This is a genomic window from Klebsiella sp. GW_Kp182 (assembly GCF_040062275.1).
GTDB lineage: Bacteria > Pseudomonadota > Gammaproteobacteria > Enterobacterales > Enterobacteriaceae > Klebsiella > Klebsiella michiganensis.
This window is the reverse complement of sequence record NZ_JBEAFQ010000024.1, coordinates 1-8,683: the sequence shown is the minus strand read 5'-3', so window position 1 is coordinate 8,683 and position 8,683 is coordinate 1. Positions and strand designations below refer to the sequence as shown.

The following is an 8,683-nucleotide window of genomic DNA, read 5'->3' as shown; positions in this document are numbered from 1 at the left end:
CGGGCTACCGGCCCGCAGACGGCGGTGGACCCGTAGCCCGGGTAAGCGCAGCGCAACCCGGGAAGAAGCCGCACCGATGCATTCATCCCGGAGCAACCCAGGCTACCGACCTGCAGTTGCCCGGTAGCGCCACCGGGAAAACCGAAAAGAGCGATAATAAAAAGCCCCGGATTGCTCCGGGGCTGGCTATCACTCGTCAGTGACGATTTACGCTTAGTACGCGCCGAGATCGCTCCAGACCTGGAACTGACCGCAGTTCAGATCCGGCTGGTTGCCCTGAGACCACCATTTCACCTGGTAGTTATGGCCTTTCCAGCTCACGATTTCAAAGCTGCCCCAGTTGCTGCCATAGACGGTGCTGGCATTCCACAGCGGGTAAGGCGTGGTTTCGTCAGAAGGAACAGCATCATCATCTGCCGGTTGAGGCGTATCATCGGTGCGATCCTGGTCGTCAGCCGGCTCGTCCTCGGTATCATCAGTCTGAGTCGCGGCGACGACGGAGAGCACAAAGCGCTGCTGCGTTGACGGTTCACCCCAGGTATCGCGCACGAACAGGGTGAAGGTGTACTCGGTATCCGCAGCCACTTTCGGCACATCGAACTCAATGACCGCCGCGGTTTTATCGGCGACGTTGATCGCCGCGGGCACGCCCCAGCTAAAGGTCAACTCGTCGTTATCTTCATCAGAAGATTTTTCGCCGGAAAGGCGCACGCGGGAGCCGCCTACCACCATCAGTTCGATAGCGGCTTTCGGCGCATGGTTTACCGACGGTTCAGGCTGGACGGTATCCTCCTCCTCTTCCTCCGGTTCAGCCGGTTCATCCGCCGGGTCGACGTTGATGCCTTCGAAATAGAACGGCTCCATATCGATAACTTCAGACGCTATTTCATAGCCCAGACCTTCACGGGCGGCGTTAACCAGCACGCCGTTGTCCTGGTCGATTGTCCAGGTGAACAGCGCGCCCAGGCCGAGGCTGGCGGCGTATTCGCCCTTGGCTTTCACCGTGCGCGGCGTATCCAGGGACATGAACAGTTTGCTGTCAGGGTTGTAGAGGTAGTCCGCGTCGGCAACCTTGTCGGTGTAGACGTTGAAGCCGTTACGGCCTTTCTGGTTTTCCAGATCCAGGTAGTTATAAATGATGTCGTACCATTCGGTGGTACCCGATTCGAAGGAGCCTACGGTGGTGCCGGTGCCCGGGCTATAGGTGCCTTTCAGCGGGGACAGGGATTCCAGCTCCGCGTTGCGCCCGTTACGGGTGTAGGCAGCGTAACCAATGTTGATTCGCTCTGCCGGGAAGCCTTCGGACAGCAGATGGCCGACAACGGTATCCACTCCCCAGCCGCCTTCTTCCAGCGCCTTCAGGTTGGTGTGGTGGGTCACGCTCTCCGCCCACGGGGTACCGAAGAAGTCATATGTCATCACGTTGATACCGTACAGGCCCGCTTCCAGCAGCGCATTGACGTTAGAGTAGCCGAGCGTCTTGACCACCGCCGAGCTGGCAATGGAGATTTTGACGTTGCTCAGGCCTGCGGCGTCCAGCTGCTTACGCAGTTCGCCAATCAGCAGGGCGTAGTTCTCGCCGTCTTCCGGGCCGTACGGGTTGCCAGCGCCTTCGGCATTCGGATATTCCCAGTCAATGTCCACTTCGCTGAACATCGGGAACTGCTTGAACAGTTTTACCACGCCTTTGGCAAAGACCTTACGCGAGGCGTCAGACGCGGCGGTTTCATGGAAACCGTTACTCATACTCCAGCCGCCGATGCTCATGGACAGCACCAGGTCGTGGCCCTGCTGCTTCGCTTTGGCCTGCAGATCGCGCAGGCCGCCGAGCAGGCCTTTAGTATTACTCTGGGTCACGGTCTTCGGATCGACATCCCAGCCGCTGACGGTGTGGCCAACGTTAACGTAAGACTGGAAGTCGCCCCACGGGTCGAGGAAGGTGGGCTCGTACTTCACTTTTCCGCACTGATCGGCACCTTCGGCAACCACGTCGCGCCACAGGTTGTCTACTTTGTGGAAGCCGGTCACGCCGACGAAACCGACGATGATTTTGTCGTAGGCGGTAGGAGAAACGTTGGTCAGGTCGTAGCCGCGACCGCGGTTATCTTTTGAATTATCGCCCTGCAGACGACCATCATACTGTGACCAGTCGGTGTAGTAGCCGAAGACTTTGGGTTTGGTGGTGGAGGCTTTGTATTTGTTATAGACCGGTTTAGCGACGCGAGCGGAGGTATAGCTGTATGCGCTCACTTCTGTTGCCGGGTTAAAGCCGTCTGCGGCGTTGCTGGTTTCGGTCAGCGTATCGCCCTTAATCAATTTGCTCGTTGCCACGTTAATTTCCTTCTGTGTTGAATGACCACCTCAAGCGGTGTGGGGCAGATAATCGGGCAACGCGGCGGCCGGGGCTAATCACAAAATAACAACTGAAACGATGATATTTCGGCTGATGGGCGATGAGGGTGATAGGGCGTTAAACGGTGAAAAAGCCTGTTATAACAACGCGATGATATATGAAATGAGGCGCGATGAGATCCCGGCGACCGGCGCCGGGAAGCGTGGCTTACGCAAAGAGGGCCGCTAAGCGCTGCAGCACCAGTACGGCGCTGTAGTAATCCAGGCGGAAGGTTTCCGTCCCCAGCGGATAAACGCGTTTGCCTTCAACGGCGGGCAGATGCGCCAGCAGCGGGTTAGCGTTAATCGCGTCGGCGTCCTTTTGGTCGCCGGCAAACAGGAACAGGCTCTGGCCGTTAAGTCCGGCGGCTAAGTTTTCCCCGCCCAGCTGCACGATATCATGCCGTTTTCCCTGGCTCTGGCTGGCATGCAGCCCGCCGGGCAGGTCGGCGAGGGTAAAGCCCAGCTGCTCGAGCAGCTGTCCCTGAGCGGATTCTTTGGTCCAGATATTGGCGCTATGGGCCGCGGCGGTGTAGACCAGCGCGGTGACCGGCTGCGGCGGCAGCTTCATTTTCTCTTTCAGCGCCGCCAGCTTTTTATCAAACTCCGCGATTCTCTCCGCCGCCTGTTTTTCGTGGCCGGTAATCTCCCCCAGTTGGGTCAGCAGGGCCTGCCAGCTTTTATCATCGTAGTTAATGATAAGCGTCGGGGCGATGGTGGAAAGCTGGTCGTAGAGCATCATCGCCGAATCGCCGCCGGTGGCGCTAATCAGAATGAGATCCGGCATTTGCGCCGCGACGGCCTCAGCGCTCGGTTCGCCAATATAGAGGCGCGACAGCTTGCGCGCTTTCGCCACATCGCTCCACTGGCGTAAAAATCCCTGACCGTCGGCGACGCGGTTATTGGGCGTCGTGGCCCCGCTGGCCACCACCGGCGCGTCAATCGCCAGCAGCGAGCCGGTCAGCGTCACGCTGGTGGAAACTATACGCAGCGGCTGGCTTTCCAGCGTATGGGGTCCCCGGCTGTCGGTTATCTGACGCGGCCAGTCTGCCGCCAGCGCTGAGCTAATTCCGAAAATCGCCAGGCCGCTGGCGAGGAGGGTACGGCGGCAAAAGGTGGAGAAATTCACGTATTCGCATCCTGGTTAAGTAGTGATAAATGCTTCTCATTTTCAGCTGTGAGCGGCGTCGATGCAAGCTTAAGTCGCACAACATGCTACCTGTACGGTTGACATAGCGCGCAATACCTTTTAGGTTACCCAACCAAAATATAAATGATAATTATTCGTAATATCTTTATCGTTTTTGGAGGATGATATGGAAACGTCTTTGGCTGAGGAAGTACGGGAGAAAAAAATGACTCTGCCGCCGGAAAGCTTCTTCTTTATGTCGCCGTACCGCAGCTTCACCACCGCTGGCTGCTTTAGCCGATTCTCTCATCCGGCCGCCGACGGCGATAATCCGGACGGGGAGTTTCAGCAAAAAATAGCGGCCTCGTTTAAAGCGGCGCGGGCTGCCGGGATCGCAAAGCCTGTGATGGTCGGCGCCATTCCGTTCGATACCAGTGAGCCTTCCGAGCTGTTTATCCCCGCGAGCTGGACAGCGTTCTCCCGCACTGAAAAGCAGCACTCCGCGCGCTATGCGTCCGGGCAACAGCCGATGGACGTGGTGCAGCGCCGGGAGATCCCCGAACAGGACACCTTCATGGCGATGGTGGCGCGCGCGGCGGCCCTCACCGCGACGCCGGAAGTGGACAAAGTGGTCCTCTCGCGCCTGATTGATATCACCACCCGCGAACGGGTTGATAGCGGGGCGCTGCTCGAGCGCCTGATCGCCCAGAACCCGGCCAGCTATAACTTCCACGTGCCGCTCTCGGACGGCGGCGTGCTGCTGGGCGCCAGCCCGGAGCTGCTGCTGCGTAAAGAAGGCGCGCATTTCAGCTCTCTGCCGCTGGCCGGTTCGGCCCGTCGCCAGCCGGACGATGTGCTGGACCGCGAAGCGGGGCACAGGCTGCTGGCATCGGAAAAAGACCGCCACGAACATGAGCTGGTGACCCAGGCGATGAAGGCCGTATTAGCGCCGCGCAGCAGCGAACTCTCCCTGCCGGACTCTCCGCAGCTGATCACCACGCCGACCCTGTGGCATCTGGCGACGCAGATTCAGGGCACCGCGCTGGCAAATGAGAACGCCATGTCGCTGGCCTGCCTGCTGCACCCGACGCCGGCGCTGAGCGGCTTCCCGCATCAGGCGGCGAAACGCCTGATTAACGAACTGGAGCCGTTCGACCGTCAGCTGTTCGGCGGCATCGTCGGCTGGTGCGATGATGAAGGCAACGGCGAGTGGGTGGTGACCATCCGCTGCGCGCGCCTGCAGCAGCGCACCCTGCGGCTATTTGCTGGCGCAGGTATCGTCCCGGCCTCTTCGCCGCTAGGCGAGTGGCGCGAAACCGGCGTCAAACTGACCACCATGCTGAACGTATTCGGCTTGCAATAAGGGACTATGATGATCGAATTTACCCGCTGGCCGGAAGAGTTTGCGGCCCGCTATCGGCAAAAAGGTTACTGGCAGGATCTGCCGCTAACCCATCTGATTACCCGTCATGCGGAAAACGACGCTCCCGCGATTATCGACGGCGACAAAAGCTACAGCTACCGTGAATTCAACCGCCTGGTGGATAACCTCGCCTCCTCGCTGCAGCGTCAGGGCCTGAAGCGCGGCGAAACGGCGCTGGTGCAGCTGGGCAACGTTGCGGAATTTTATATCACCTTCTTCGCGCTGCTGCGTATCGGCGTTGCGCCGGTCAACGCGCTGTTCAGCCACCAGCGTAGCGAGCTGAACGCCTACGCCGCGCAGATTGAACCCGCTTTGCTGATTGCCGACCGCGAACACGCGCTGTTTGCCGATGATGATTTTCTTAACGCTTTTGTCGCCCAGCATGCGTCGGTACGCGTGGCCCTGCTGCTGAACGACGGCGGCGAACGCAGCCTGGCGGCGGCCATCGCGCGGCCTGACGATAATTTCGTCGCGCATCCGACGCCCGCTGACGAAGTGGCCTTTTTCCAGCTCTCCGGCGGCAGCACCGGTACGCCGAAGCTCATTCCGCGTACTCATAACGACTACGAATACAGCATTCGCCGCAGCAACCAGCTGTGCGGCGTAAGCGCCGAAACGCGCTATCTGAACGCGCTTCCCGCCGCCCACAACTACGCGATGAGCTCGCCGGGTTCACTCGGCGTCTTCCTCGCCGGCGGCGTGGTGGTGCTGGCGCACGACCCGAGCGCCACCCTCTGCTTCCCGCTGATCGAAAAGCACCAGATTAACCTGACCTCGCTGGTTCCGCCGGCGGTAAGCCTGTGGTTACAGGAGATCCATGAGTCCGGCAGCAATGCCCGTCTGCAGTCGCTGCGGCTGCTGCAGGTAGGTGGGGCGCGCCTGTCCGCGACCCTTGCCGCGCGTATTCCGGCGGAAATCGGCTGTCAGCTCCAGCAGGTCTTCGGCATGGCGGAGGGGCTGGTGAACTATACCCGCCTCAACGACAGCCCCGAGCGCATTATCAATACCCAGGGCTGCCCGATGTGTCCTGATGACGAAGTGTGGGTGGCCGATGCGCAGGGTAATCCGCTGCCGCGCGGCGAAGTCGGGCGCCTGATGACCCGTGGCCCTTACACCTTCCGCGGGTACTACAAGAGCCCGCAGCATAATGCCGAGGCCTTTGATGCCGATGGTTTCTACTGCTCTGGCGATCTGATCTCGATCGATGAAGATGGCTATATCACCGTGCAGGGGCGGGAAAAAGATCAGATCAACCGCGGCGGCGAGAAGATCGCGGCGGAAGAGATTGAAAACCTGCTGCTGCGCCATCCGGCGGTGATCCACGTCGCGCTGGTCAGCATGGAAGATAGCCTGCTGGGGGAAAAGAGCTGCGCATATCTGGTGGTAAAAGAGCCTCTGCGCGCGGTGGCGGTACGCCGCTTCCTGCGGGAACAAGGGGTCGCAGAATTTAAACTGCCGGACCGCGTGGAGTGCGTTGATGCGCTGCCGCTGACGCCGGTGGGCAAAGTCGATAAAAAACAATTACGTCAGTGGCTGGCTGAACGCAAGCTGGGCTGAAGGAGAAGACAGAATGGCAATCCCAAAATTACAGGCTTACGCGCTGCCGGAAGCCAGCGATATCCCGGCGAATAAAGTGAACTGGGCATTTGAGCCGTCCCGTGCCGCGCTGTTGATCCACGATATGCAGGAGTATTTCCTTAACTTCTGGGGCGAAAACAGCGCGATGATGGAGAAAGTGGTGGCCAACATCGCCGCCCTGCGCGAGTTCTGCAAACAGAACCATATTCCGGTTTTTTACACCGCCCAGCCGAAAGAGCAGAGCGATGAAGACCGCGCGCTGCTGAACGACATGTGGGGGCCGGGCCTGACCCGTTCGCCGGAACAGCAGCAGGTGATTGCCGCGCTTGCGCCGGACGACAACGACACCGTGCTGGTGAAGTGGCGCTACAGCGCGTTTCATCGCTCGCCGCTGGAGGAGATGCTGAAAGAGGCGGGGCGCGATCAGCTAATCATCACCGGCGTATATGCCCATATCGGCTGCATGACCACTGCGACCGATGCGTTTATGCGCGATATTAAGCCGTTCTTCGTTGCCGACGCGCTGGCCGATTTCAGCCGCGAGGAGCACCTGATGGCGCTCAACTACGTGGCGGGTCGCTCCGGTCGAGTGGTGATGACCGAAGAGCTGCTGCCGCTGCCGGCATCGAAAGCGGCGCTGCGGGCGCTGGTGCTGCCGCTGCTGGATGAATCCGACGAACCGATGGATGACGAAAACCTGATCGACTACGGCCTGGATTCGGTACGCATGATGGCGCTCGCCGCCCGCTGGCGTAAAGTGCACGGCGATATCGACTTCGTGGTGCTGGCGAAAAATCCGACCATTGATGCCTGGTGGGCGCTGCTTTCCCGCGAGGTGAAATAATGAACGGGCTCGATTTTCACGGCCGGACCGTGTGGATCACCGGCGCGGGCAAGGGGATCGGCTACGCCACCGCCCTGGCGTTCGTTGAGGCCGGCGCGCAGGTAACCGGGTTTGATTTGGCGTTCGACGGCGAAAGCTACCCGTTCGCCACCGAGACGCTGGACGTTGCCGACGCGCAGCAGGTGGCGCAGACGTGCGGCCGCCTGCTGGCAGGGATCGCGCGGCTGGATGTGCTGGTCAATGCCGCCGGTATTTTGCGGATGGGGGCGACCGATGCGCTGAGCCAGGAAGACTGGCAGCAGACCTTTGCCGTTAACGTTGGCGGGGCGTTTAACCTGTTCCAGCAGACGATGGCGCAGTTCCGCCGCCAAAAAGGCGGGGCGATTGTGACCGTGGCGTCCGACGCTGCGCATACGCCGCGCATTGGCATGAGCGCCTACGGCGCATCAAAGGCGGCGCTGAAGAGCCTGGCGCTGACCGTCGGGCTGGAGCTGGCGGGCAGCGGCGTACGCTGTAATCTGGTTTCTCCTGGCTCTACCGATACCGATATGCAGCGGACGCTGTGGGTGAGCGATGACGCTGAGCAGCAGCGCATTCGCGGCTTCGGTGAGCAGTTTAAGCTGGGCATTCCGCTGGGCAAAATCGCCCGCCCGCAGGAGATTGCCAATACCATTCTGTTCCTCGCCTCCGACCACGCCAGCCATATCACGCTGCAGGATATCGTGGTGGACGGCGGCTCGACGCTGGGGGCATAAATGGCCTGGAAACGTCAGCTGACGCTGGATGAACTCAACGCGACCAGCGTCAATACGATGGTGGCGCATCTGGGCATCGTTTATACCCGGCTTGAGGAGGGCTTGCTGGAAGCGGAAATGCCGGTCGACGCGCGAACCCATCAGCCGTTCGGGCTGCTGCACGGCGGCGCCTCCGCGGCGCTGGCGGAAACCCTGGGCTCGATGGCCGGGTGGCTGATGACCGAAGAGGGGCAGTGCGTAGTGGGGACCGAGCTCAATGCCACCCATCACCGGGCGGTCTCCAGCGGCAAAGTCCGCGGCGAATGCCGGGCGCTGCACCTGGGGCGTCAGGGCCAGAGCTGGGAAATTGCGGTGTTCGACGAGCGGGGACGACGCTGCTGCACCTGCCGTCTGGGCACGGCGGTCCTCGGCTGAGGCATAGCCTGTTCCCGGGTGGCGCTGCGCTTACCCGGGCTACGGGTAACGCGCCGTCTGTGGTTCCGGACAACTCACCGTCATCTGCGGTGTGCTTCCCCGGTGGCGCTGCGCTGACCGGGCTACGGGTTCATCATCGTCTGCGGGCC

The 8,683-nt window shown here is 60.7% G+C and carries 8 protein-coding genes; 6 read left to right on the top strand and 2 right to left on the bottom strand.

Annotation, left to right across the window (positions count from 1 at the left end):
• A partial coding sequence (locus ABLU88_RS16125; protein WP_049098760.1) for a hypothetical protein occupies positions 1-203 on the top strand: 203 nt, incomplete at its 5' end.
• A gap of 10 nt (positions 204-213) precedes the next feature.
• Here the strand turns inward: ABLU88_RS16125 and ABLU88_RS16120 are convergent.
• Complete coding sequence (locus tag ABLU88_RS16120; protein WP_202861542.1) at positions 214-2,331, bottom strand: glycosyl hydrolase family 18 protein; 2,118 nt, start codon at positions 2,329-2,331, stop codon at positions 214-216.
• Between the two features lie 229 nt (positions 2,332-2,560).
• Positions 2,561-3,520, bottom strand: a complete 960-nt coding sequence (gene fepB, locus ABLU88_RS16115) for a Fe2+-enterobactin ABC transporter substrate-binding protein (protein WP_032748644.1) — start codon at positions 3,518-3,520, stop codon at positions 2,561-2,563.
• A gap of 187 nt (positions 3,521-3,707) precedes the next feature.
• Here fepB and entC point away from each other — a divergent pair, with 187 nt between their 5' ends.
• Genes entC through entH form a run of 5 tightly spaced genes read left to right on the top strand, consistent with a single transcriptional unit; the run spans position 3,708 to position 8,534 of the window.
• Positions 3,708-4,883 carry an isochorismate synthase EntC gene (gene entC / locus ABLU88_RS16110; protein WP_025108239.1) on the top strand — a complete coding sequence of 392 codons (1,176 nt, stop codon included), beginning with the start codon at positions 3,708-3,710 and terminating at the stop codon, positions 4,881-4,883.
• Positions 4,884-4,892: 9 nt separating this feature from the next.
• A complete protein-coding gene (gene entE / locus ABLU88_RS16105; RefSeq protein WP_025108238.1) occupies positions 4,893-6,500 on the top strand; it encodes a (2,3-dihydroxybenzoyl)adenylate synthase EntE in 1,608 nt (535 codons plus the stop codon).
• A gap of 13 nt (positions 6,501-6,513) precedes the next feature.
• Complete coding sequence (entB, locus tag ABLU88_RS16100; RefSeq protein ID WP_025108237.1) at positions 6,514-7,365, top strand: enterobactin biosynthesis bifunctional isochorismatase/aryl carrier protein EntB; 852 nt, start codon at positions 6,514-6,516, stop codon at positions 7,363-7,365.
• Positions 7,365-8,120: a 2,3-dihydro-2,3-dihydroxybenzoate dehydrogenase EntA gene (gene entA, locus ABLU88_RS16095; RefSeq protein WP_014837779.1), complete on the top strand. Its 756-nt coding sequence runs from the start codon at positions 7,365-7,367 to the stop codon at positions 8,118-8,120. The genes entB and entA overlap by 1 nt, the downstream gene beginning before the upstream one ends.
• The gene (gene entH, locus ABLU88_RS16090) at positions 8,121-8,534 is read left to right on the top strand and encodes a proofreading thioesterase EntH (protein ID WP_046878152.1); all 414 of its coding nucleotides are present in this window, start codon (positions 8,121-8,123) and stop codon (positions 8,532-8,534) included. It begins immediately after the preceding gene.
• Positions 8,535-8,683 lie beyond the last annotated feature (149 nt).